Genomic DNA, 23,997 nt, shown 5'->3' with positions numbered 1-23,997 from the left:
ATGAACACCGAGCGCGGTTTCACCCTGATCGAAGTCGTGGTGACGCTGGCCCTGATCGGCCTGCTGGCGGGCATGGCCGCGCCGCTGACCGAGACCCTGGTGCGCCGGGGCAAGGAGCAGGAACTGCGCACGGCGCTGTACCAGATCCGCGACGGCATCGATGCCTACAAGCGGGCCTTCGACGCCGGCTACATCGAGAAGTCGCTCAACAGCAGCGGCTACCCGCCGAACCTCAAGGTGCTGGTGGACGGCGTGCGCGACGTGCGCAGCGCCAAGGGCGCCAAGTTCTACTTCCTGCGCCGCATCCCGCGTGACCCGCTGGTGCCGGCCAAACGTGACGACGAAGGGGGTTGGGGGCTGCGCGCCTACAACAGTTCGGCCCAGAACCCGCGCGACGGCGAAGACGTGTTCGACGTCTACTCCAAGGCGCGGGGCAAGGGCCTCAACGGCATCGCCTACCGCGAGTGGTGAACCTCATGCGCCGGGAACAGGGCTTTACCTTGCTGGAACTGATGGTGGTGATGGCGATCATCGCGACCCTGATGACCATCGCCTTGCCGCGCTACTTCAACAGCCTCGAGGCCTCGAAGGAAACCACCCTGCGCCAGAGCCTGTCGGCCATGCGCGAGGCGCTGGACCACTACTACGGCGACACCGGGCGCTACCCCGACTCGATCGACCAATTGGTGGAGCTGCGTTACCTGCGCAACGCGCCGCTCGACCCGATCACCGAGCGCAAGGATCAATGGGTGCTGGTCGCGCCGCCGGACGGCGTGGCGGGCGGCGTGGCCGACATCAAGAGCGGAGCCACCGGGAGGGCGCGTGATGGCAGCCAGTATTCGGAGTGGTGAGCGCGCGGGGCAGGGCGGGTTCACCTACCTGGGCGTGCTGTTCCTGATCGTGCTGATGGGCATGGGCCTGGCCAGCGCCGGCGAGCTGTGGTCGACGGTGTCGCGGCGCGACCGCGAGAAGCAATTGCTGTGGGTGGGCAGCCAGTACGCCCAGGCCCTGCGCAGCTACTACCGCAGTTCGCCGGGGCTGGCGCAGTACCCCAAGGAGCTGGCGGACCTGTTGCAGGACGAGCGTTTTCCCGAGCCCCGGCACCACCTGCGCCGGTTGTACCCGGACCCGGTGGGCGGCGGCGAATGGGCGCTGCAACGGGGTTTCGACGGGCGCATCACCGGAATCAACAGCCCCTCCACCGAGACGCCGCTCAAGCAGGCGGACTTCCCGGCGCAGTGGTCGGACTTCGAAGGCATGACCCGCTACTCGGACTGGCAGTTCGTCGCCGAAAAGGCCTTCCTCGACGGCACCAACGGCCCGGCCAGGAACCCGTCGGCCCTGCCGCAGGCGCTGCAGCCATGAACGGCCGGTTCTGTTGCGCGCTGATCCTTGCCCTGGCGGCGTGCTGCGCCCAGGCCGGCGAAGAAGACGAAATGATGGGATTCATCGTCGACGACACGATCTCGCACATCGGCCACGACTTCTACTACCTGTTCAGCGAACGCCTGCGCGACACCAGCCCCATGGACTTCAACCTGGTGGTGCGCGAGCGGCCCGACGCGCGCTGGGGCAGCCTGGTGACCGTGGAATATCAGCAACGCCTGGTCTATCGGCGCTTCCTGCCGCCGAACACCGTGGAACTGAAGGACGAGGCCTACGAGGCCGCCGACTGGGTTCGACGCCAGGTTGTCCAGCGCAAGCTGGAGGCCTTGTTGCAGGACACCACCGACCTTGAGAAGGACGAACTATGAACACGACAACGTTCTCACGGCGCCGCGCACCCTGGATCGCGGGATGGCTGATCGGGCTGGCCGGCTGCGCCGCCGTCCAGGCCACCGAACTGGTCTACACGCCGGTCAACCCGTCGTTCGGCGGCAACCCGCTCAACGGCACCTGGCTGCTCAACAACGCCCAGGCCCAGAACGACCACGACGATCCGGACCTCAAGCGCCGCACGACCGTGGCCGGCACCTCGGCGCTGGAGCGCTTCACCAGCCAATTGCAGTCACGGTTGCTGGGGCAGCTGCTGGACAACATCTCCACCGGCAACACGGGGAGCCTGTCCACCGACGCATTCATCGTCAACGTCATCGACGACTCCGGGGCACTGAGCATTGAAGTGACCGACCGAGCGACCGGTGAGGTTTCGGAAATTCAGGTTAACGGCCTCAACCCATGACGGGATGAGCGTTCCGGGGAGTGCAGGACATGAAAAAAATAATTGCGCTAGGGCTGATGTTGGCGGCATTGCAAGGGTGTGGTCTGCGCGAGCCGGTGCCGGCCGAGCAGGACACCGAAACCCCGACCCTGACCCCCAGGGCCTCGACCTACTACGACCTGCTGAAGATGCCGCGGCCCAAGGGCCGCCTGATGGCGGTGGTGTACGGCTTCCGTGACCAGACCGGACAGTACAAGCCGACCCCGGCCAGCTCGTTCTCCACCAGCGTCACCCAGGGTGCGGCGAGCATGTTGATGGACGCCTTGCAGGCCAGCGGCTGGTTCGTGGTGCTGGAACGCGAAGGGCTGCAGAACCTGCTGACCGAGCGCAAGATCATCCGCGCCTCGCAGAAAAAGCCCAACACCCCGGTGAACATCCAGGGCGAGCTGCCGCCGTTGCAGGCGGCGAACATGATGCTCGAAGGCGGGATCATCGCCTACGACACCAACGTGCGCAGCGGCGGGGAAGGGGCGCGTTACCTGGGGATCGACCTGTCCCGCGAGTACCGGGTCGACCAGGTGACCGTCAACCTGCGGGCGGTGGACGTTCGCAGCGGTCAGGTGCTGGCCAACGTGATGACCAGCAAGACCATCTACTCCGTGGGCCGCAGCGCCGGAGTGTTCAAGTTCATCGAGTTCAAGAAGCTGCTGGAAGCCGAGGTCGGCTACACCACCAACGAACCGGCTCAGCTCTGCGTGCTGTCGGCGATCGAGGCGGCGGTGGGGCATTTGCTGGCGCAGGGCATCGAGCGGCGGTTGTGGCAGGTGGCGGGAGACAACTCGGTGCCTTCGCAGGACGAGACGCTGAACCGGTACCTGACGCAGAACAAGGTGGATCCGCAGGCCGAATGAGCTTGGGCTTGGCGGCTCTCGGCTCTCGGCTCTCGGCTCGACCGCTCGACCGTGAGGGCCTGCCTGACCGCTACCGAACCACCCCATCCTCTGTGGGAGCAACTGTCTTGACCAGGGCCTGCGGTGTCCGGACCGACGCCATCGCCAGCAGGCTGAACTGGCCTAATAATTCTGGACACCTCAATCGGGCGCTATGATGGCGCCCAAATCTGAGGTGTTTGGATATGCGTAATTCTTATTCCAGTGAGTTCAAACTCAAGGCGGCCGGCATGGTATTGGACGAGGGGCTATCGGTTCCCGAGGTCTGCTCCAGTTTGAGTGTTGGCCCTACGGCTCTGCGTCGCTGGGTTGAACAGGTTCGTCAGGAGCGCCAGGGATCGACTCCGGTCGGGGCCAAAGCGATTACTGCTGATCAGCGAGAAATCCAACAACTCAAAGCCTTGCTCAGGCAAAAAGACCGGGATATCGAAATCCTAAAAAAGGCCAGTGCTCTCCTGCTATTGGACGCCAAAGATCACTCTCGCTGATCGATGAGCTGGGTGAGCTGTACGGCGTTAACGAATGCTGCCGCGTGCTGGGAATCGGCCGCAGCAGCTTTTACGCCTGGCGTCAGCGCCAAGGCCGGGTGCGTCCCGAACGAGAAAAGCTCAAAGCCTTGCTGGTCAAGCACCACAAGGCCTCCAGGGCCTCTGCCGGTTCGCGCACCTTGGCCAAGGTGCTGCAAGCCAATGGGCATCGTGTCGGACGGTACATGGCGCGCAGCCTGATGCGAGAAGCCGGCATCGCCAGTCGGCAGCGTCGGCGTCACAAGTACAAGTCTTCGGGTGTGGAAGCGCTGGTGGCGCCGCATGTACTCAAGCGCCAGTTTGAGGTCACGGCGATCAACCAGGTGTGGTGCGGCGATGTCACGTACATCAAGGTCGGCAAGCGCTGGCTGTATTTTGCCGCGGTGCTGGATCTGTTCGCCCGCCGGATTGTGGGCTGGTCGTTTTCGATGATCTCTGATGCCACGTTGACCTGCGAAGCCTTGCGGATGGCCGTCGAGCTACGGGGACACCCCAAAGATGTGCTGTTTCACTCCGACCAAGGCTGCCAGTACACCAGCCATAAGTTTAGAAGTGAGCTGCTGAAACATGGTCACCGGCAAAGCATGAGTCGTAAGGGCGAGTGCTGGGATAACGCCCCGATGGAGCGTTTCTTTGGCAGTTTGAAATCGGAGTGGGTGCCCGAAACAGGCTATGGCTCGGAGCATGAGGCCCGAGCGGATGTACAGCGCTATGTCACGCGCTACAACACCACCAGGCCTCACAGTTACAACAACTATTGGTCGCCGGTCGCGATGGAGAAACTGACGGCGTAAACCGTAATCGGTGTCCAGGATTACTTGACCAGTTCAGGCTGGCTCCTACAGGGATAGGTGTGCACACCCCGGAACACTGTGGGAGCGGGCTTGCCCGCGATGGCGGCCTGACAGCCGACCAACTTCTACCTGACTGCACCCGATTCCTTGTGGGGGCCAGTCTGCTGGCGATGGCGGCCTGACAGCCAACCAGTCCTCGGCCGAGACATCCACCGTCAGACTGCATTTCAGTTCTGGATTGTTTAATGGATGTTGCTGATTCGCGGATCCTTCCCACAAGGTTTTCAGGTTGTCCCTCGGAAGGCCGGGCCCTAGCCTGTGTCTGTCGCTGAGTTAAGCGATCGGGATTGGAAACCCCGGGTAAAACAGAACGCAGCAGTCGCCCTTCATGACGTATGCTTGCGCACCTTTTGGGTGTGCACTCTGTTATGGCGGCTGTGCGTGGGGGGCCTTCGGGTCGTCCGGGTTTCTCTGTTTCCCGGGTTTCCAACCTGCGTACAGCTGCCTCCCCTTCGTCCGGAAACCGAATGGGCCAGCTCCGACTCATCAAACAGAGTAAGACACCATGTTCAAACCCACACCCAACCCTCCCGTAACCCCCACCACCGACCCCGCATCCCCCTACGAATCCATCGACTCCCGCAAGCTCAACGAAGCCGCGGAACGCGCCCTCGACCACTACCTCAACCCGGCCGCCCGGATCATGGCCACCCCCAGCGATGCGGATCCCATGTACCTGCCCAACCCGGTCTACGACACCGAATCCCTGCTGGCCAACGCCAGCGAGAACCTGGGCTCGGCCTCGGAGATGCTCAACAACTTCGCCGCCACCCTGGACAACGGTCACCGCCGCACCGCGTTGGGCATCGCGCAGCTGGTGATGTTGAGTGAGGTGGCGGTGGGTCAGGCGCTGGACAACGTCGAGCCTAAGACCTGAATGCGTTGACCTGACGGCAAGGCGAGCAGGATCCCCTGTGGCGATTCGAAAAGCTCCTTCGCCACAGGGGCAGGTCAAATGGTTAAAGGGTATGTCGCCGTGGATATTCCTGCCGGGCATGCAGGACGTTCAGTATCTCGATTCGGTCCGTCACTCGGTAAACGACGAGATAACTAGGATGAACAACGATTTCTCGGGTGCCGGTGATCCTGCCTGGGCGATAGAGATGGGGATGATCAGGCAGTTTTGAGGCAGCCGAGCCAATGGCTCTGGTGAGCTCTATGGCTGCTCCTCTATGCCTTTCGGTGATGTACTCAAGAATTCGCACCAGTTTGGCCCGCGCTTCGGGCCTCCATTCAATCGGCTTCGAAGCCATTGCTGTTCGCATTGACCAAGGCATGCAACTCGGCCATTACTTCGTCATGCGGAATGTTCGGGCGCGGATCGTCGATGGACGCCTGCACCTCGGCCCTGAACCACCGGTCATAACTGGCCGCCTGCTCTTCAGGCTCAAGGTCTGAAACGACTGGGCACAGCGGGTCGATGAGGTTCGGGTCGGTCATAGGGCCTCCGGGCGCAATGCCCGGCAGTCTATTCGGTAACGGGCACGCTGTCGTCGCTGACGGGATGAGTTGCATGGGGAGACGCTCCGTGAGGTTGAGATGGATGCCTGACGATCCTGGACGGCGCACTTCCGAGGGGCAACCTGCAAATTCGGTCGGAAAAATCCGCATTGTTCGCGAATCTCGCATTCTTCTGTAGGAGCCGACCTGAAACAGATGGGTGTCAGTCACTCCGTGTTTTCGTTCATCGCGAGCAGGCTCGTTTCCACAGGTGTTTCGGGCATGGAAAAGCCGCGATCGCTCAACGCAATCGCGGCTGTTATTACGCCCAACCCTTACTGCTGCAACACCGTCGCCTGGTTCGCCGACCCGAACTGCTGAATGTTCGCCGTCTGGGTCATCCCGCTCTGGTCCACGGTGGCGATGTTCCCGGTGCCGCCCTGGGTCACGTACGCCACGTTCATAGTGTCGGCCTGTTTCACGCTGATCTGGTTGTCGCTGCCGTAGAGCTGCGTGGTGTAGGCCTGGTTGCCGGAGCCGGACTGGTCGAATTCGGCGCTGTTGCCCGAGCCGTTCGACGAGCCCTGGATCAGGTTGGTGGTGCCGCGCTGGTCGGCGATGAGGATGTTGTCGCTGCCGTTCTGGTCGAAGTACAGCTCGTTGTAGGACTCGGCCTGGCTGACGGTGGTCTTGTTGCCGGTGCCCGTCTGGTTCGTGGTCATGGTGTGGCCGACGCCGTCCTGCTTGAAGCTGGCGATGTTGCCGTTGCCGGCCTGGGTGACCGTGGCGCGCTGGTTGCTGCCGAACTGGCCGCCGCGTTGCGGGCCTTTCCAGTCGCTGGCGTAGACCTTGTTGTCGTTGCCCGCTGATGTGGCGTTGAGCACATGGCCGTCGCCGTTCTGGTAGGTGAAGTGGACGTTGCCGTTGCCCACCTGGTAAAGCGCCAGCGTCGAATTGACCGACTCGAACTGGTCGGCGTAGATGGCGTTGAGGTTGCCGACCTGGGTGACGGCGGCGGTGTTGTTTTCGCCGTAGCTCTGGTCCACCACGGTTTCGTTGCCGTCGCCGTACTGGTTGACGGTGGCCTGGCTCGCCAGTTGCGAGTCCTGCCAGATTTCGGTGCCGTTGAGGGTGCCGAACTGGTTGATGGTGATGGTGCCGCCGGTGCCGTTGCGCTGGTCGCCGTAGGCGTAGTTGGAGTCGCCGGCCTGGTTGATGCCGATCGTGCCGCCGTTGTGGGTGACCTGCTCGGCGGTGCCGTAGTTGGCGGTGCCGTACTGAGTGATCACCGAGCTGTTGCCGCTGCCTTCATACAGTTGCTCGATGTTGGCTTCGTTGCTGTCGCCGTACTGGAAGGTCTTGCCTTCGCTGCCGTTCTGCGAGTCCTGGTAGATGAACGAGAAGTTGCCGCTGCCTTGCTGTTGCTGCAGCGCCGTGTTGGGCGAACCGAAGCCCAGGGACTGGCTGGCGTGGGCGGTGTTGAAGGCGCCGACCTGTTGTTGGGTGATGGTGCCGTTGTCTTCGTAGAGCTGTTCGGCGTAGCCGGCGTTGTAGTCGCCGACCGCGTCCTGGGTGATGGTGCTGGTGGCGTGGTCCTGCACGGCGGCGGCGTTGTTGCCTTCGCCGAGCTGGGTCTGGGTGGCGGTGCTGAACGGCGCCTGGGTCTGCTTCACATCGGCGATGTTGGCGGTGCCGGCCTGGCTTTGGGTGGAAAGGCTGTCGTCGGCCATGGCCTGGGCACTGATCATGACCAGGATGGCGGCGGTGAGGGGCGTCAATTTGAACATGATGAACTCTCCGATGATTGCAGTGCTTTAGCGGTATTGCCTGACCGAGACGCTCATGCCGTTGCCCGACTGGGTCACGGCGCTTTGCAGCCCCGTGCCGGCCTGCTCGATGCTGGCGTCGTTGTTGTTGCCGTTCTGCGAAATCTGCGCGCGGTTATGGCTGCCGGTCTGGGTGATCGAGGCGGCGTTGCCGGAACCGTTCTGGGTGATCTGCGCCATCAGGTCGCTGCCCTGTTGCAGGATGTACGCCTCCTGGTTACTGCCCGACTGCACGATCCGCCCCAGCAGCGACTGACCGTTCTGCGAGAGCAGGGCGATGTTGGCCTGGCCGTTCTGATCGATCAGCGCTTGCTGGCCCACAGGTGGGGGCAGTTCGCCGAGGTCGGCCGAGGGGGCCAGGTCATCGTTGTCCATCAGGTCGTCGGCGCGCGCGCCCGCACCGCCGCACAGGGCGAGCAGGCACAGCAGGGCGGCGGTCGGCGTGTTCATGGCGTTGTCCTGTGTCGTTCAGGCGGTCCGGGGGCTTGCCCCATCCACCCGCAGGCGGATGGGGCGAAGGCCTACAGCGTGGTCACCGACACCGTGCGCACGGTGCCCTGGGACGAGCGGATGGTGGCGGTCGGGTTGGCCGACGGCACCACGTTCGTGTTGTTGAGCGTCAGCCGCCAGCGACCGGTGACCGGCACCGTCGTCGTGCCGAGGGTGACCAGCCCGGTCGGGGTGGTGACCTGCACGGTGATGGTGTTGCCGGTGGTCACCGACGAGGTGCCGGCGAAGTCCCAGTTGAAGCGGTTGCCGGAGCGCGCCTGCACCGTCGAGGTGGTGATGGTGAAGGTCTCCGCCGCCGGCCGTGGCGACACTTGCACGGTGACCGTCGCCGGCGTCGACTGGGCGCCGAAGCTGTCCCGGGCGATGTAGGTGAAGGTCGTGGTGAAGGCCGTGGTCACGGTGGCCGGCGGGGTGTAGGTGATCACGGTGCCGTCGGTGCTGACGGTGCCGCGCCCGGCCGGTGGCTGGGTCAGGCTGGCGACGCCCAGCGGCACGTTGCCTTCCGGATCGGTGTCGTTGGCCAGCACGTTGATCGGGATCGCCACGCCCAGGGTGGCGACGCTGTCGGCGACGGCGGTCGGCGGCCGGTTCGGCGCCACGCTGACGGTCACGGTGGCCGGGTTCACCGAGGCCAGGCCTTTGCTGTCCTGGGCCTTGTAGGTGAAGGTGGCGGTCAGCGGCGCGTTGACCACCGCAGGCGGCGTGTAGACCACCGAGGTGGTGCCGTTCAGGGCGACGGTGCCTTGGCCGGCGGCCGGTTGGGTCAGCGCGGTGATGGTCAGCGGCACGTTGCCGTCCGGGTCGTTGTCGTTGGTCAGCAGGCTGAGGGTGATGGGCACGCCGAAGCTGGTGCTGCCGGTGTCGGCGACCGACAGCGGCGCCTGGTTTTCACCGGTGTCCGGCGCGCTGCCGACCACCACGACCGGCTCGGTGTCGCTGCCGCCGGCGGCGGATTTCACCGTCACGGCGGCGGGCGGCTGGGTCAGGTCGGCCACGGTGATGCGTTGCAGGGTGCCGGTCTTGGACAGGCGGCCGTAGCCTTGGGCGACCATGTCCGGCACGGCCACCTCATCGGATGACGTGGCTTCGATCAGCAGGCTGTGGTTGGCCCAGCTGTAGCGCGCGGTCTGGATCTTCACCACGTCGGTGAGCTTGCTCGACACCGCCGTCGGCCGGGTGGTGCCGGTCGGGTTGGTGGCGGTCACGACGACTACCGACGGCAGGGTGCCGGTGCCCAGGCGCTGGCCGAAGAACAGCCCGTTGTTGTCGCCCAGCAGGTTGGTCTGGCACGGCGACGGCGGGGTGCCCGGCACCAGCGCCACGCTTTCGCGAAAGCACAGGGTCGAGCTGGCGTCGGCCTTGGCGAACACTTCGGCGCGCGTGCCCGCCGAGGTGCGGCGGTAGGTGGCGCGGTCGATGGCGACGTGGGTCTGCTGACGGTTGTCCAGCACCTTGCCCGCCACGGTGAACAGGTTGGTCTGGATGGTTCCGGCCGGTCCCGTGATGCGCACGAAGTTGGTGTTGAACGGGCTGCCGGTCACCGCTTCGGTGAGGTTCGGGTCGCCGACGAAGGTCTCGATGCTGCCGGTGTCCGGGTTCACTTCGGTGTACGGGCCGTTGACGCTGCGCAGGAACGGGCCGATGGCGCCGTTGAGCGCACCGCTGAAGTCGCCCGGCGCGCCGATGCCGACGTCTTTGGTGATGTTGATCGCCCGCCGTCCCGGTGCGGTGACGTTGACCGTCTCCACGCCGTAGGGGTGGGTGATGGTGTAGGTGCCGGCGACGGGCACGTTCACCCGGATGCGGATCCGCGCGAAGCTTTGCTGATCGCCGTCGACCGGGTTTTCCGAGGCGAACGCCGCCTCGATCCCGGCCACGTAGGCGTCCATGCCGTAGCCGGCGCCGTTGTTGGCGATGTTGGTCTCGGCCAGGAACCAGAAGGCTTCCGGCGGCCAGTTGTCGGGGAACACCATCGGCTGGGTGTCGTCGAAGATGCCCGGCTCCGGCAGCAGGGTGCACATGTAGGCCGGCGGCACGCTGGCCGGCACCCGCGAGCTGGCGGCCCGGGACTGGCACAGTTCCATCGACAGCAGGTTGTTGTCCTGGTACCACATCGGGAATTTCCCGGTGGCGAAGGTGTAGGGGCCGGGATCGACGGCGGCGAGTTGCGCGAACGCACTGCCCGACAGCGAGATTGTCAGCCCGAGCGCGTTGAGCGCGAAGCGTGGCCACTTGTTCATGATGCCTCCTGATGCGGATCTGGGCATGTGAGCGTTCATTGCACGATGACCACTTCTTCGGTGTCGCTGCCGCCGTTGGACGACGTCACCCGAACCTTGGCCGGCGGAATCGGCGAGATCCCGGTGGTCAGGGATTTCACCGCGCCGTCGCCGCCCAGGGCGCCGATGGCGGCGCCGCCGGCGGTGCTGGCGGTGAGCACCGGCGGCGAGGTTTCGTCGCTGGTCGAGGCCACGAGGGTCAGTTGCCCGGAGCTCAGGCTGTATTCGGCGCGCTGGATCACCACCAGGTCCGTCAGGGCCATGGGCAGGGTGGTCGGGGTGCTGCTGGCGATGGCCAGGTGGTTGTCGGCGGTCACTTGCAGGGTGGTCGGCAAGGTCGGGTTGGCCGGTGACTGCGCATACCAGCTGCCGGTGCTGTCGGCCTCCTTGAGATTGAGCACCGGGGTGCTGCTGGTGACGGCGACGGTGGCGGGCGCGGGCGGGGCCTGGACGAACACGTCCTGCTGGGCCACCGGGGCGCTGGCGCCGGGGGTACGCGAGTAGGTGCTGCGCTGGGTGATCAGCGGCGTCGGACGGACCACCGTGGACAGCTTGCCGGAAATGGCGAACGTGGTGGTGCGCAGGTCGATCCCGCCGGGCCCCTCGATGCGGATGAAATTGGTGTTGAACGGGCTGCCGGTGACGGCCTCTTCCAGGTTCGGGTCGCCGATGAACTGCTCGGCGGCTCCGGTCACCGGGTTGGTCTCGGTGTAGGGCCCGTTGACGCTGCGCAGGAACGGCCCGACATCGCCCTTGAGTGCGCCGTCGTAGGTCTTCGGCGAGCCGATGCCGATGTCGCGGGTCATGTTGATCGCCCGCCGGCCGGGGGTGTCGACGTTGAACACGTCCACGCCGTAGGGGTGGGTGATCACGTAGGTGCCGGCGGTGGGCACGTCGACCCGGATGCGGATGCGGGCGAAGCTGATCTGGTCGCCTTCCACCGGATCGCCGCCGCTGAAGGCGGCCTCGATGGCCGAGACGTAGGTCAGGTCGATGCCCCGCGCGGCATCGGTGATGGCGCCGTCGGCGGTGAACCAGAACGCTTCGTCAGGGAAGTTGGTGGGGAAGGACAGGGGCTGCGCATCGTCGAAGATGCCCGGCGCCGGCAGCAGCGAGCACATGTACGACGGCGTGCCGGGCACGCTCGGCACGCGGGAGCTGAGCGCTTTGGACAGGCACAGATCCAGGGTGCGGCCGTGGGTGTCCTGGTACCAGGCGGCGAAATTACCGTTGGCCGGTGCGTAGGGGCCGGGGTCGACAGCGAACAGAGCGGCCTGGGCGATGCCCTGGGCCAATGCGCTCACGACCAGCACGGTCGCGGTTTTGGACAGTAAAGGGTGCATGAGTTAATCCCTCTATCGAAGTGCCTGCCCCGTGGGGTGGGTCAGTTGCAGGGGCCTCTACAACTTCCATACCAATGCAGGCTCAAGAGGGCGTAAAGCCCCGTGCCACGGGTCTTTGGGGGTGGAAGGGGGACGGTGGCGGGGCATGCCGGGCAGGGCGACAGTCCCCAGGATTGGGGGAGGTGGGGCAGGCGATGTAGGTGTGGGCTGTGCCGGCCTCATCGCCAGCAGGCTGGCTCCTACAGGATTTGCGTCGGTCTGCCATTTCCGCGAACACCGCCGAACCCTGTGGGAGCTGGCTTGCCGGCGATGGCGGTGGGTCAGGCGATGAAGATATTGGCTGTGCCGGCCTCATCGCCAGCAGGCTGGCTCCTACAGGATTTGCGTCGGTCTGCCATTTCCGCGAACACCGCCGAACCCTGTGGGAGCTGGCTTGCCAGCGATGGCGGTGGGTCAGGCGATGAAGATATTGGCTGTGCCGGCCTCATCGCCAGCAGGCTGGCTCCTACAGGATTTGCGTCGGTCTGCCATTTCCGCGAACACCGCCGAACCCTGTGGGAGCTGGCTTGCCAGCGATGGCGGTGGGTCAGGCGATGAAGATATTGGCTGTGCCGGCCTCATCGCCAGCAGGCTGGCTCCTACAGGATTTGCGTCGGTCTGCCAGTTCCGCGAACACCGCCGAACCCTGTGGGAGCTGGCTTGCCAGCGATGGCGGTGGGTCAGGCAATGAGGATGTCGGGTGTGCCGGCCCCATCGCCAGCAGGCCGGCTCCCACAGTGAATGGCGCAAGGCCGACTGTCGGTGAATGCCCCAGTGGTTCCGGTTTGCGGTGGGCACCCGCTTTCGGGCAATCCCCCAGCCGTGGGCTATAAACCTATAGGGACGTATCGGGAAGTCGCCGCCATGAACATGCAGTCACCATCGCTTCCAACCGGGGAGGGCAGCCTTCGCCTGAGCTCGCGCAAGCAGCCGTTCAACCTGTTGCGGTGGTTTTCGCTGATCAGCATGGCCGTGATCGGCACGGTGGCCGTGTCGCTCGGGGCGGTGTCGACGCGCTTCGTGATCGACGAAAGCGTACAGCGCGATGCGCTGCTGACCGCGCAGTTCATCCAGGCCATCGCCTCGGCGGAAGTGCGGCATGTCTCGATCCCCAACATCCGCACCATGGGCGATTTGCTCGACCCGCGCCACGACAACGATTTTCCCGACGTCGATCCCGCCGCCCGGGCCAATGCCCGCGACGAGTTCCTCGACCACATCGCGCACTTGCCGGACGTGATCCTGGCCAACATCTACGCCCCCGACCGACAGGTGATCTGGTCGACCAACCCGGCCCTGATCGGCACGCGCATCCACGCCGACGAAGACCTGGACCGTGCCTTCGACGAGAAGATCCCGGTGTCCGCCAGCTACCACAATGTGGACAAGGGCCGTGAAGAGCAGAAGTTCGTCGTGCCGCCGGAGTACATCTTCATCGAGAACTACATCCCGCTGTTCGACGCCGAGGGCGAGCATGTCACGGCAATGGTGGAGATCTACAAGGAACCCAAGGACCTGATCAGCCGCATGGAGCGCGGGCTGGTGCTGATCTGGCTGGCCACCGCGCTCGGCGGCGGGCTGATCTACCTGGGGCTGTTCTGGATCGTGCGGCGGGCGGCGATCCTGCTGGCGGCGCAGCAAAAGCAACTGATCGCCAACGAAACCTTCGTCGCGCTGGGGGAGATGTCCTCGGCGGTGGCCCACAGCCTGCGCAACCCGCTGGCGACCATCCGCTCCAGCGCCGAGCTGGCGCTGGAGTTCGATGCGGGGCCGGCGCACAAGAACATCAAGGACATCATCGGCCAGGTCGACCGCATGTCCAAATGGGTGCGCGAGCTGCTGCAATCGCTGCGCCCGCTCAACGATGAGCCGGAACCGGTGAACCTGGTGGCGGCGCTGCACGACAGCCTTACGGCGTTCGAGCAGCAGATCGCCAAGGCCGGCGTCCATGTGGTGTTCCACCCGCAGGAGACGCCGATGGTGCTCAGTCAGCCGGTGCAGCTGACGCAGATCCTCAACAGCTTGCTGGCCAACGCCCTGGAGGCGATGGACAAGGGCGGCACGCTGACCGTCAGCCTGGAGGCCGGCGACGGCCGCGGCGTGACGGTGATGCTCAGCGACACCGGCAAGGGCATGAACGAGGAGCAGCGCAGCATGGCGTTCCGGCCGTTCTTCACCACCAAGCAGGGCGGCCTCGGCGTGGGCCTGGTGCTGGTGAAGCGGATCATGGAGCGTTTCGGCGGCGGCGTGACCCTGGACAGCCGCGAAGGCGAGGGCACCACCGTCCGCCTGGCGTTCCAGCTCATCCAGTGAGCGCAAAAAAAATCTGAACGTTCCCCACCACTGGGTGTCAGGCCCCGGTCACCGGGGAGTGGGGAATTCATCAGTGCGCCTAACCTGTTGTTTAAGAAGGCATTAATACTTTGGCGAGGTAATTGCAAAACACCATCACCCCTTCCTTTTGACGAGGCGGCTGGTGATGGACAGAACAACGCGTTACCCCTGCAAGCAATTCCTGCTGACGCCGCTGAGCGTCTTTCTGGCATTGACCCTCGGCACCATGGCCGTCCGGGCCAGCCCCATCGACGACGAAAGCCAGCCGGAGACCTCCGACCCTTCCGCCTACTACGACGAACCGGCGGACGAGCCGGCGGCGCTGAACGCCATCCTGACCATGCCCGAGGCCAACGTCGATTCCTTCGACCTGCCCAACGGCGTCAAAGGCACGCGCGACTCGACCCGCACCGAGAACGTCCTGCCGCCGCAGGTGCAGACCAGTTTCAACTACCCCACCAACGGCAAGCCGAGCCCGCTGTACGGCGCCCAGCCGTTCACCCAGCAACTGACGCTGTTCGAGGAGTTCGGCCCGGAAAGGCTTGACCCGACCACCCCGGCGGCGCCGCTGGGCTTCCCGCCGGCGGCCATCGGGCCTGCGCCGGCGCAGGATCCGAACAGCGTCGCCCGCAGCGCACCGCCCGGCACCGCGCTGGATGCGTTCTTGCGCCAGCCGGGGCTGACGCCGTTCCCCAGCCAGTTCGCCAACGTGGTGGACCGCAACCCGTGGCAAGCGCAGATCGAGCTGTTCCTCAACCGCCACATCGGCTCTTCCGCCGAGGGCCGTCCGCCGGGAAAAGGCTGGGCCCATCAGCGCTGGAACGAGTTCTACCCGCAAGTGGCCTACAAGACCGTGCAGACCGGCGCGCGCCTGAACGGCGGCCTGCGTGACAGCCGGCAGATGCACGGCTACGCGGTCGGCGAGTTCGGGCCGGGCGGGCTGTACCACAACGTGGCCGGCGTGCCGGCGACCGACGGCACCGCCAAGGGCGTCGATCCGCGGTTCCACCCGGCCATGCCGGCGCAGAACCACAACGCGGTGTGGACCTTCGATGGCACCCTGCCGCCCAAACTGCTGATGGTGCGCTACGGTCAGCCGGTGCTGATGCGCCACTACAACGGCCTGCCGATCGACCCGTCGGCCAACCGCGGCTTCGGCCTGCACACCATCACCACCCACGAACACAACGGCCATGCGCCGGCCGAAAGCGACGGCTACGCCAACGCCTTCTTCTTCCCCGGCCAGTTCTACGACTACCGCTGGCCGATCCAGCTCGCCGGCTACGACAGCATCAACACCAAGGCCCAGGATCCGCGCGCCGCGTTCCCCTGCGCCCCGGGGGAAACCCTGTGGGTCAACGACCTGACGCCGGGCCTCAAGACTTGCGACCACGGCACCATCAAGATCCGCGGCGACTACCGGGAAACCATGAGCACCCACTGGTTCCACGACCACATGCTCGATTTCACCGCGCAGAACGTCTACAAGGGCAACGCGGCGATGATGAACTACTACAGCGCCATCGACCGGGGCAACGAGTCGGTGAACGACGGCGTCAACCTGCGCCTGCCCAGCGGCAGCGCCTTGCCCTGGGGCAACCGCGACTACGACATCAACCTGGTGTTCGCCGACAAGGCCTGGGACCAGGAAGGCCAGTTGTGGTTCAACCCCTTCAACACCGACGGCTTCATCGGCGATCAGGTGCTGGTCAACTGGCAGTGGCGGCCGGCCCTCGACGTGCGGGCGCGCAGCTACCGGTTCCGCATCCTCAACGGTTCGGTGTCGCGCTATTTCAAGCTGGCCATCGTGCGGGAGGTCAAAGGCTCCGGCGGCGAATTCCAGGGGCCGAAGAACTCGGGCGTGTCCTACAGCCGCGTGCCGTTCCACATGATCGCCAACGACGGCAACATCATGGAGCACAGCGTGCCGTTCGACGGCTCCATGGACCTGGACGCCGACGGCGACAGGCAGAACCACAACGCGATCCTGCCGACCCAGGGCATCGCCGAGCGGTTCGACATCATCGTCAACTTCGCCAAGAACGGCATCAAGCCCGGCGACAAGCTGTTCGTGGTCAACCTGCAGGCCCAGGACGACGGCAAGGGGCCCAAAGAGGTCATCCCGCTGGCCGACGTGCTGTCGGAGAAATACCTGGCGGTGATCAAGCAGACCAGCAAGGGGCCGCAGTGGGATCGGGGCGACCCGGCGGTGGGCAAGGTTCTGCAGCTCAACGTCAAGTCCTACAGCGGCCAGGATCTGGCCATGGATCCGGCGGCCTATGAGCCGGCCAAACCGGGCAAGGCCGAAGGGCTGACGATGATCCCGCTGAAGATCCACCGCGACAACGCCGCCGACAAGGCCCTGCTGGCCAAGGCCCTGCACCGCACCTTCACCTTCGGGCGCTCCGACGGCACCGACGAGGCGCCATGGACGATCAAGACCGACGGCGGCTTCGGCTTCCACATGGATCCGCGTCGCCTCAACGCGTCCACCAAACTGGCCAGTGGCCCGACCGACGCCGGCGTCAGCGGCATCGGCACCCTGGAGGTGTGGAACATCAAGGCCGGCGGCAAGGGCTGGAGCCATCCGGTGCACGTGCACTTCGAGGAGGGGATCATCCTCAGCCGCGGCGGCAAGGCCCCGCCTGAGTGGGAAAAATGGGCGCGCAAGGACGTCTACCGCATCGGCTCCGAGGCCGACGGGCTGGACAACGTAGAGATGGCGATCAACTTCCGCGAGTTCGCCGGCACCTACATGGAGCACTGCCACAACACCCAGCACGAGGACAACTCGATGCTGCTGCGCTGGGACCTTGAGAAACCGGGGCAACTGCAGCTGATGCCGACGCCGCTGCCGAGCTGGGACGGGGTGCGCTACGTCAACTCCGCCGCGCTGCCGACCTTCCGCAGCGGCGACGGCTTCGGTCCGCAAGTGGTGGTCAAACCATGAACCGGGAGGGAGCGAAGATGAAACGGTCGACACTGCGCTCCCAGGCCTGGGGCATGCATCGGGTGCTGGCCCTGGTGGCCTGCCTGCTCGGCGCGCAGGCGCTGGTGGCGCACCAGGCGGACACCGGAGCCGGCGCCGCGCCGCCGGCCCCGGCCAGCGAAGCCGCCACCCCGTGGGGCGGCGACTACTTCCCCAACACCCTGCTGACCGACCAGGACGGTCGGCAGGTGCGGTTTTTCGATGACCTGATCAAAGGCAAGGTGGTGGTGATCAACTTCATCTTCACCTCGTGCAGCGATTCCTGCCCGCTGGAGACCGCACGCCTGCGCCAGGTGCAGAAACTGCTGGGGGACCGGGTCGGGCAGGACATCTTCTTCTACTCGATCAGCATCGACCCTCTGAGCGACACGCCTGCGGTGCTCAAGGCTTATTCCCAGCGGTTCAAGGTGGGGCCGGGCTGGCAATTCCTCACCGGCGAATTCGAAGACGTGACGAACCTGCGCAAAAAACTGGGGCTGTTCATCGAAGGCGTCGACAACGGCCGCAACAAGGACCACAACCTGAGCCTGATCGTCGGCAACCAGAGCACCGGGCGCTGGATGAAGGCCTCGCCGTTCGAGAACCCGTGGATCCTCGCCGATCAACTGGCCAACACCCTGCACAACTGGAAAGAGCCCAGCGCCGAGCAAAGCTACGCCGAAGCCCCCCGGATTCGTCCGCCGAGCAACGGCGAGGAGCTGTTCCGCACCCGCTGCGCCTCGTGCCACAGCCTCGGCCCGCTGGACGGCCAGGGCATCGGCATGCGCAGCATCGGCCCGGACCTGATCGGCGTGACCCGCCAGCGCGACGCCGCATGGCTCAACCGCTGGATCCGCGAACCGGACCGCATGCTGGCGGAAAAGGATCCGATCGCGGTGCAGCTGTTCGAACAGTACGAACGCATCCCGATGCCCAACCTGCGCCTGGACGAGGCGTCGGCGCAATCGGTCATCGATTTTTTGCGCGACGAGACCGAGCGTCAGCATCCTTCTGCGCAACCGCTGGCCGACGGCGCCGTGACGCCGGCAGGCACGGGGCCCGCCAGCGAAGCGGTGAGCCGGATGCAATAGCGGCCAAATAGCATCAACGAACCGTGTACCGCAGCCATTGCCACCTACACTCAGTCGTGACGGCGGCTGTAACCGGCCTGATACAACCACAGGGCACCCCCATGCAGCGACTGGAAGAACAGACAACATCGGCGCCGAAGGAAACGGCCTCCGCCGGCAAGTTCTGGGGCGGACCGTTCAATCTGCTGCGCTGGTTTTCGCTGGCCAGTTTTTTCATCATCGCGGCGGTGGCGCTGGGCCTGGGCTATATCTCGACGCGTTTCGTGGTCACCGAAAGCGTGGAGCGCGACGCGCTGCTCACCGCGCAGTTCGTCCAGGCCATCGGCGACGCCGAGATGCGCCATGCCGGCATCAACGCGCAACGCACCATGGGCGAGATGCTCGACCCGCGCCAGGACGAGAACTATCCGGACGTCGACCCGGTGGCCCACGTCGCCGCCCGGGCCGAGTTCCTCGACCACGTCGAACACCTGCCGGACGGCCTGCTGGCCACGGTCTACGCCTTGGACCGCACGGTGATCTGGTCGACCAACCCGGACCTGATCGGGGTGAAGTTCGAAGATGACGACGAACTGGACGAGTCCTTCGAGATGCAGGTGCCCGTGTCGTCCAGCTACCACAAGATCGACGACGAGAAGCCCGAGCAGAAGCTGTCCCGCGAACCCAAGTACCTGTTCATCGAGAACTACATCCCGATGTTCAACGCCGACAGAAGCAAGGTCGTCGCCATGGTCGAGATCTACAAGGAGCCGGCGGACCTGGTGGAGCGCATCGACCGCGGTTTCGCCTCGATCTGGGCCGCGACCCTGCTGGGCGGGGCGGCGATTTACCTGGGGTTGTTCTGGATCGTGCGCCGGGCCGCGGCGCTGCTGCAGACCCAGCAACAGCAGTTGATCAGCAACGAGACCTTTGTCGCCCTGGGCGAGATGTCCTCGGCGGTGGCCCACAGCCTGCGCAATCCGCTGGCGACCATCCGCTCCAGCGCCGAACTCGCTCAGGAGGTCGCCAGCCAAGGGGCGCAGCGCAACATCGGCGACATCATCAGCCAGGTCGACCGGATGTCGCGCTGGGTGCGCGAATTGCTGGTGTCGCTGCGGCCGATGCACGACGACGGCGAAGCGGTGGATCTGCTGCCGGCGGTCGAGGACACCCTCGGCGCGTTCGAGGCGCTGATCCGGCGCAACGGGGTCGAGGTGCGGTTCACGCCCAACGGGTGCCCGCCGGTCGTCAGCCAAAGGGTGCTGCTGACGCAAATCCTCAATAGCCTGTTCGCCAATGCCCTGGAGGCGATGCCCAAGGGCGGCGTGCTGAGCATCGACATCGAGGCGCCCCAGGCCGACTGCGTGCGCGTGACCCTGGGCGACACCGGCAAAGGCATGAGCACCCAGCAGCAGTTGCTGGTGTTCAAGCCGTTTTTCACCACCAAGCAGGGCGGCCTCGGGGTCGGCCTGGCGCTGGTCAAGAGAATCATGGAGCGTTTTCAGGGTTCGGTCGTCCTGACCAGCCGAGAGCAGGAGGGAACCCGCGTCAGTCTCAACTTCAAAGTGGCATCGGGAGGGGAATATGGAACACAGCATTCTGCTGGTCGAGGATGACGAACTGTTGGCCGAGAATATTCAGACCTACCTGGAGCGCAAGGACTTCGAGGTGACTGTCTGCCATTCGGCCGAAGACGCGCTGGAGCAATTGGGCAGCTTCATGCCGGACGTCGTGCTGACCGACAACTCGCTGCCGGGGATGAGCGGCCACGATCTGATCCAGAAGCTGCGCATCAGCGCACCGGACCTGAAAGTGATCATGATGACCGGCTACGGCAACGTCGAGGATGCGGTGGTGGCGATGAAGGAGGGCGCCTTTCATTACGTCACCAAACCGGTCGCGTTGCCGGAGCTCAAGCTGCTGCTGGACAAGGCCCTGGCCACCGAACGGATGGAGCGCACGCTGTCGTTCTACCAGGAGCGCGAGGCGCAGAAGTCCGGGGTGCAGGCGCTGATCGGCGAATCGGCGCCGATGCAGCACCTCAAGAACACCCTCGGCCAGTTGCTCGAAGCCGAGCGACGCATGACCGGCGGCGACCTGCCGCCGGTGCTGGTGGAAGGCGAGACCGGCACCGGCAAGGAATTGGTGGCCCGCGCGCTGCATTTCGACGGTTCGCGCAGCAAGGGGCCGTTCATCGAATTCAACTGTGCGTCGATTCCCTCCAACCTGGTGGAGTCGGAGCTGTTCGGTCACGAAAAAGGCGCGTTCACCGACGCCAAGGACCGCCGGGTCGGGCTGGTGGAAGCGGCGGACGGCGGCACGCTGTTTCTCGACGAGATCGGCGAAATGGACCTGGTGCTCCAGGCCAAGCTGCTCAAGCTGCTGGAAGACCGCACCATCCGTCGGGTCGGCTCGGTCAAGGAACGCAAGGTCAACCTGCGGGTGATCAGCGCCACCAACTGCAACCTCGAGCAGATGGTGCAGCAGGGCAAGTTCCGCCGGGACCTGTTCTTCCGCCTGCGGATCATCTCGATCAAGGTGCCGCGCCTGTATGCCCGGGGCGACGATGTCCTGTTGCTGGCCCGGCATTTCCTCGCCAGCCACGGCAAGCGCTACGGCAAGCCGAACCTGCATTTCAGCCAGCAGGCCGAGGAGCTGCTGCTCGGCTACACCTGGCCCGGCAACGTGCGCGAGTTGCGCAACATGCTGGAGCAGACCGTGCTGCTGGCGCCGGCCGACACCATCGCCGCCCACCAGTTGAACGTGTGCATGAGCCTGGTGGACGAGCCGGCGCTGCACCAGCACGAGATGCCGCACTTCGAGCCGCGCCCGGCGAGCAACACCGAATCGATGAACCTGCCGGAGGTCGAGCGCGACATGGTGCGCAAGATGCTCGACAAGACCGACTGGAACGTCACCAAGTCCGCCCGCCTGCTGGGCCTGAGCCGCGACATGCTGCGCTACCGCATCGAAAAGCTCGGCCTGGCCCGGCCGGACAAGCGCCAGTGGTGAACGCAGGCTCCGTGTCGCCATCATCGCCAGCAGGCTGGCTCCTACAGGTATCGCGGGTGTACACGACATCGGCGGCCACCCCAAACCCCTGTGGGAGCTGGCTTGCCAGCGATGGGGCCAGCACTGCCGACACCCCCGGTGCCTGACCTGACGCCATCGCTGGCAAGCCAGCTCCCACAGGTACCGCGGTGTCCGCAAGATCCATGTGCACCGCCAAAACCTGTAGGAGCTTGCCTGCAAGCGATGGGGCCAGCACTGCCGACACCCCCGGTGCCTGACCTGACGCCATCGCTGGCAAGCCAGCTCCCACAGGTACCGCGGTGTCCGCAAGATCCATGTGCACCGCCAAAACCTGTAGGAGCTTGCCTGCAAGCGATGAGGCCGGCACTGCTGACATCTCTGTTGCCTGACCTGACGCCATCGCCAGCAGGCTGGCTCCTACAGGTGTCCCGGGTGTCCGCAAGATCCATGTGCACCGCCAAAACCTGTAGGAGCTTGCCTGCAAGCGATGAGGCCGGCACAGCCGACATCTCTGTTGCCTGACCTGACGCCATCGCCAGCAGGCTGGCTCCTACAGGTGTCCCGGGTGTGCGCAAGATTCATGTGCACCGCCAAAACCTGTGGGAGCTGGCTTGCCAGCGATGAGGCCGGCACAGCCGACATCTCTGTTGCCTGACCTGACGCCATCGCCAGCAGGCTGGCTCCTACAGGTGTCCCGGGTGTCCGCAAGATTCATGTGCACCGCCAAAACCTGTAGGAGCTTGCCTGCAAGCGATGAGGCCGGCACAGCCGACATCTCTGTTGCCTGACCTGACGCCATCGCCAGCAGGCTGGCTCCTACAGGTGTCCCGGGTGTCCGCAAGATTCATGTGCACCGCCAAAACCTGTAGGAGCTTGCCTGCAAGCGATGAGGCCGGCACAGCCGACATCTCTGTTGCCTGACCTGACGCCATCGCCAGCAGGCTGGCTCCTACAGGTGTCCCGGGTGTCCGCAAGATTCATGTGCACCGCCAAAACCTGTAGGAGCTTGCCTGCAAGCGATGAGGCCGGCACAGCCGACATCTCTGTTGCCTGACCTGACGCCATCGCCAGCAGGCTGGCTCCTACAGGTGTCCCGGGTGTTCGCAAGATTCATGTGCACCGCCAAAACCTGTAGGAGCTTGCCTGCAAGCGATGAGGCCGGCACAGCCGACATCTCTGTTGCCTGACCTGACGCCATCGCCAGCAGGCTGGCTCCTACAGGTGTCCCGGGTGTGCGCAAGATTCATGTGCACCGCCAAAACCTGTGGGAGCTGGCTTGCCAGCGATGGGGCCGGCACTGCCGACATCTCTGTTGCCTGACCCTCCGCCACCCACAGAGGCCATCACTGTGTCTGAGGGCTCAGGCACTCCAGCAGGCAGGTGGGATCCAGCACCTCGTCGTTGACGTAGATGCCGCGCTCGGCATCGTAGGTGCGCACGAAGACCCGCACCGTGGCGTCGGCCACCGTCGGCAATTGCGAGTCGTGGAACACGTGACGGTCCGGGATGACGATGAAGTCCTGCGGCGACGTGTCATCGAAGCTGCGCGGCGGCGGAGCTGACAGCGACGGCGGCGCGGGGTGGGCGAAGGGCTGGTCCGCCCCGTAGTAATTGAAGTTGCTGTCCAGCGCCTGGGCCTGAGCGGCGGCGAGCAGACAGCCCGGCAACAGCGACCAAGTGAGCGTTCGCATGGCGGCACCTGCGGAAACGGTTTTCCCCAAGGCTGTTAACTATAGCCGCGCCGCCGGTTACATGTTCCCAACAACTGGCGGCGCCAGGCTGATCTAGACTCGGGCCGCTCAATCACGAGCCCCACCCGGAGAGCGCCATGGAAGTGCCGAACCCTCAAGACGCCGTCGACAGCAACCGTCAGGCCTGGAACGATTCCGCCCGCCATCACCGCGACACGCCCGAATGGCAAGCCTTGCTGGCCAGCGTCGCCCAAACGGATTTCTCCTGCCTGGACGACACCCTGCGCGCCCTGCTGGAGCAGGTCGGGGTCGAGGGCAAGGACGTGGTGCAACTGGGCTGCAACAACGGCCGGGAGAGCCTGTCGCTGTTCGCGCTGGGGGCGAGACGGGTGACCGGGGTCGATCAGTCGGCGGCGTTCCTGGAGCAGGCCCGGGTGCTGAACGCGCGTTCGCCCTTTGATGCGCAATTCATCGAAGCCGATATCCACCGCTTGCCGGCCGAACTGGACGGCCGCTTCGACGTGGCACTGATCACCATCGGCGTCCTCAACTGGATGCCCGACATCGGCGTGTTCTTGCGTCATGTCGCCCGGGTGTTGAGGCCCGGCGGACATCTGGTGATCTACGAAACCCACCCGTTCCTGGAAATGCTCGACCCTGAGGCCGAGGATCCGTTTCGCGTGGCCACGTCGTATTTCCGCCAGGAGCCGTTCGTGCAGGAAGAACCCATCGTCTACGCCGGCAAGGTCGAACAGAAGACCGCGCCGTCCTACTGGTTCGTGCACACCCTGGGCGCGATCTTCAGCGGCGCCATCGGCGCGGGGCTGACCATCGCGCACTTCAAGGAATACCCGCACTCCAACCGCGAAGAACTGTACGACCGCTACGAAGGGCAGACGGCGCAGGTGCCGATGTGCTTCACCCTGGTGGCGGACAAGCGCTGAGTGACATTCAGCGCACCCTGTCAGTCCA

The 23,997-nt window shown here is 65.1% G+C and carries 22 protein-coding genes; 15 read left to right on the top strand and 7 right to left on the bottom strand.

The features are described from left to right. The 9 genes from KVG96_RS14245 (at position 1) to KVG96_RS14210 (ending at position 5,369) form a co-directional block, all read left to right on the top strand. Positions 1 to 471: a type II secretion system protein gene (locus KVG96_RS14245; protein WP_085586866.1), complete on the top strand. Its 471-nt coding sequence runs from the start codon at positions 1 to 3 to the stop codon at positions 469 to 471. A 5-nt stretch (positions 472 to 476) separates the two neighbouring features. Then, positions 477 to 851 (top strand): type II secretion system protein, encoded by a 375-nt coding sequence (locus KVG96_RS14240; protein ID WP_085586882.1) that lies wholly within the window; start codon positions 477 to 479, stop codon positions 849 to 851. Continuing rightward, positions 826 to 1,365 carry a type II secretion system GspH family protein gene (locus KVG96_RS14235; RefSeq protein WP_217892720.1) on the top strand — a complete coding sequence of 180 codons (540 nt, stop codon included), beginning with the start codon at positions 826 to 828 and terminating at the stop codon, positions 1,363 to 1,365. Before KVG96_RS14240 ends, KVG96_RS14235 begins: the two co-directional genes overlap by 26 nt. Further along, complete coding sequence (gene csgE, locus KVG96_RS14230; protein WP_217892719.1) at positions 1,362 to 1,754, top strand: curli production assembly/transport protein CsgE; 393 nt, start codon at positions 1,362 to 1,364, stop codon at positions 1,752 to 1,754. Before KVG96_RS14235 ends, csgE begins: the two co-directional genes overlap by 4 nt. Continuing rightward, the gene (locus KVG96_RS14225) at positions 1,751 to 2,182 is read left to right on the top strand and encodes a curli assembly protein CsgF (protein ID WP_085586869.1); all 432 of its coding nucleotides are present in this window, start codon (positions 1,751 to 1,753) and stop codon (positions 2,180 to 2,182) included. Before csgE ends, KVG96_RS14225 begins: the two co-directional genes overlap by 4 nt. Positions 2,183 to 2,211: 29 nt before the next feature. After that, positions 2,212 to 3,072 carry a CsgG/HfaB family protein gene (locus KVG96_RS14220; protein WP_217892718.1) on the top strand — a complete coding sequence of 287 codons (861 nt, stop codon included), beginning with the start codon at positions 2,212 to 2,214 and terminating at the stop codon, positions 3,070 to 3,072. Positions 3,073 to 3,296: 224 nt separating this feature from the next. Beyond that, entirely contained in the window at positions 3,297 to 3,599 is a 303-nt protein-coding gene (locus tag KVG96_RS27540) for a transposase (protein WP_225927222.1), read from the top strand. Beyond that, positions 3,572 to 4,432 (top strand): IS3 family transposase, encoded by an 861-nt coding sequence (locus KVG96_RS14215; RefSeq protein WP_367617499.1) that lies wholly within the window; start codon positions 3,572 to 3,574, stop codon positions 4,430 to 4,432. Before KVG96_RS27540 ends, KVG96_RS14215 begins: the two co-directional genes overlap by 28 nt. Positions 4,433 to 4,997: 565 nt before the next feature. Further along, positions 4,998 to 5,369 carry a DUF6124 family protein gene (locus tag KVG96_RS14210; RefSeq protein ID WP_217892717.1) on the top strand — a complete coding sequence of 124 codons (372 nt, stop codon included), beginning with the start codon at positions 4,998 to 5,000 and terminating at the stop codon, positions 5,367 to 5,369. 82 nt (positions 5,370 to 5,451) lie between these two features. Here KVG96_RS14210 and KVG96_RS14205 read toward each other — a convergent pair whose 3' ends face one another. The 6 genes from KVG96_RS14205 to KVG96_RS14180 form a co-directional block, all read right to left on the bottom strand. Beyond that, positions 5,452 to 5,745: a type II toxin-antitoxin system RelE/ParE family toxin gene (locus KVG96_RS14205; RefSeq protein WP_217892716.1), complete on the bottom strand. Its 294-nt coding sequence runs from the start codon at positions 5,743 to 5,745 to the stop codon at positions 5,452 to 5,454. After that, positions 5,726 to 5,932, bottom strand: a complete 207-nt coding sequence (gene relB / locus KVG96_RS14200; RefSeq protein ID WP_217892715.1) for a type II toxin-antitoxin system RelB family antitoxin — start codon at positions 5,930 to 5,932, stop codon at positions 5,726 to 5,728. The genes KVG96_RS14205 and relB overlap by 20 nt, the downstream gene beginning before the upstream one ends. A gap of 335 nt (positions 5,933 to 6,267) precedes the next feature. After that, positions 6,268 to 7,719 (bottom strand): curlin, encoded by a 1,452-nt coding sequence (locus KVG96_RS14195; protein ID WP_217892714.1) that lies wholly within the window; start codon positions 7,717 to 7,719, stop codon positions 6,268 to 6,270. Positions 7,720 to 7,746: 27 nt separating this feature from the next. Beyond that, positions 7,747 to 8,208, bottom strand: coding sequence for a curlin (locus KVG96_RS14190; RefSeq protein ID WP_217892713.1), 462 nt, complete (start codon positions 8,206 to 8,208; stop codon positions 7,747 to 7,749). A gap of 71 nt (positions 8,209 to 8,279) precedes the next feature. Then, a complete protein-coding gene (locus KVG96_RS14185) occupies positions 8,280 to 10,508 on the bottom strand; it encodes a cadherin-like domain-containing protein (RefSeq protein ID WP_217892712.1) in 2,229 nt (742 codons plus the stop codon). Between the two features lie 35 nt (positions 10,509 to 10,543). Continuing rightward, the gene (locus KVG96_RS14180; RefSeq protein WP_217892711.1) at positions 10,544 to 11,890 is read right to left on the bottom strand and encodes a hypothetical protein; all 1,347 of its coding nucleotides are present in this window, start codon (positions 11,888 to 11,890) and stop codon (positions 10,544 to 10,546) included. A 903-nt stretch (positions 11,891 to 12,793) separates the two neighbouring features. On the opposite strand from KVG96_RS14180, the gene KVG96_RS14175 reads away from it, so the two are divergent. The 5 genes from KVG96_RS14175 to KVG96_RS14155 all read left to right on the top strand — a co-directional run bounded on the left by KVG96_RS14175 (position 12,794) and on the right by KVG96_RS14155 (position 21,313). Continuing rightward, the gene (locus KVG96_RS14175) at positions 12,794 to 14,242 is read left to right on the top strand and encodes a sensor histidine kinase (RefSeq protein ID WP_217892710.1); all 1,449 of its coding nucleotides are present in this window, start codon (positions 12,794 to 12,796) and stop codon (positions 14,240 to 14,242) included. A 166-nt stretch (positions 14,243 to 14,408) separates the two neighbouring features. Then, complete coding sequence (locus tag KVG96_RS14170) at positions 14,409 to 17,213, top strand: multicopper oxidase domain-containing protein (protein ID WP_217892709.1); 2,805 nt, start codon at positions 14,409 to 14,411, stop codon at positions 17,211 to 17,213. A 17-nt stretch (positions 17,214 to 17,230) separates the two neighbouring features. After that, the gene (locus KVG96_RS14165) at positions 17,231 to 18,322 is read left to right on the top strand and encodes an SCO family protein (RefSeq protein WP_225927408.1); all 1,092 of its coding nucleotides are present in this window, start codon (positions 17,231 to 17,233) and stop codon (positions 18,320 to 18,322) included. A gap of 101 nt (positions 18,323 to 18,423) precedes the next feature. Beyond that, complete coding sequence (locus KVG96_RS14160) at positions 18,424 to 19,917, top strand: sensor histidine kinase (protein ID WP_217892707.1); 1,494 nt, start codon at positions 18,424 to 18,426, stop codon at positions 19,915 to 19,917. Further along, a complete protein-coding gene (locus KVG96_RS14155) occupies positions 19,886 to 21,313 on the top strand; it encodes a sigma-54-dependent transcriptional regulator (protein WP_217892706.1) in 1,428 nt (475 codons plus the stop codon). The genes KVG96_RS14160 and KVG96_RS14155 overlap by 32 nt, the downstream gene beginning before the upstream one ends. A 1,364-nt stretch (positions 21,314 to 22,677) precedes the next feature. Here KVG96_RS14155 and KVG96_RS14150 read toward each other — a convergent pair. Continuing rightward, a complete protein-coding gene (locus KVG96_RS14150; protein ID WP_217892705.1) occupies positions 22,678 to 23,025 on the bottom strand; it encodes a hypothetical protein in 348 nt (115 codons plus the stop codon). Positions 23,026 to 23,162: 137 nt separating this feature from the next. Between KVG96_RS14150 and KVG96_RS14145 the strand changes: the two genes are divergently transcribed. Then, positions 23,163 to 23,969 carry a class I SAM-dependent methyltransferase gene (locus KVG96_RS14145; RefSeq protein WP_217892704.1) on the top strand — a complete coding sequence of 269 codons (807 nt, stop codon included), beginning with the start codon at positions 23,163 to 23,165 and terminating at the stop codon, positions 23,967 to 23,969. The last annotated feature ends 28 nt before the right edge of the window (positions 23,970 to 23,997 follow it).

The sequence above is a fragment of the Pseudomonas ekonensis genome, assembly GCF_019145435.1.
In the GTDB taxonomy this organism is placed as follows: domain Bacteria; phylum Pseudomonadota; class Gammaproteobacteria; order Pseudomonadales; family Pseudomonadaceae; genus Aquipseudomonas; species Aquipseudomonas ekonensis.
Note: the sequence above shows the minus strand (reverse complement) of the source record. Positions and strands in the feature narration are given on the sequence as shown.